This is a genomic window from Pseudochelatococcus sp. B33 (assembly GCF_053570585.1).
In genome coordinates, this window is sequence record NZ_JBSEFH010000084.1 from 1 (window position 1) to 632 (window position 632).

Below are 632 nucleotides of genomic sequence, written 5' to 3' on the forward strand. Positions count from 1 at the left end.
AGCGTTCGCTGGGTGTGAGCGAACGCATCCGCCAGGGTCTGGGCGTGGCCGTGCTCGCTGGCGTCGCGGCTATCGCGCTGGGTCTCGATACCGGCCTGCTGGCGCGCCTCTCCTATGCCGGCACGACCTCGCTCGAGAACGCCCTCATCGACCGCCTGCACGCCGAACCCGCTGCCGGCATGCCGTCGGGAGCCGCCGCCACCGGCATGATGATGATGACCGCCGCTGCCGATACGATGCAACCGTTCCGCAGCAGCTTGCCCGTCGAAGGCCGCGCGCCCGCGCTGGAAGGCGCCGTCGAATGGTTGAATTCACCGCCGCTTGCCATCGACGAATTGCGCGGCAAGGTCGTGCTCATCGACTTCTGGACCTATTCCTGCATCAACTGCATCCGCACCACGCCCTATGTCCGCGCCTGGGCGGACAAGTACAAGGACCAGGGCCTCGTGGTGATCGGCGTCCACACCCCGGAATTCGCCTTCGAAAAGAAGATCGACAACGTCAGGAAGGCGGTTGCGGGCTACAGGATCGGCTACCCCGTGGCGGTCGACAACGACTACCGCATCTGGCGTGCCTTCCGGAACAGCTACTGGCCCGCCCACTACCTGATCGACGCCGACGGCCGGATCCGT

1 protein-coding gene is annotated in these 632 nt (G+C 66.1%); it reads left to right on the forward strand.

What is annotated here, in order from left to right:
* Window positions 1-632: redoxin domain-containing protein (locus tag ACUSIJ_RS29655; protein ID WP_449312006.1), on the forward strand; the 632-nt coding region annotated here is incomplete at both ends.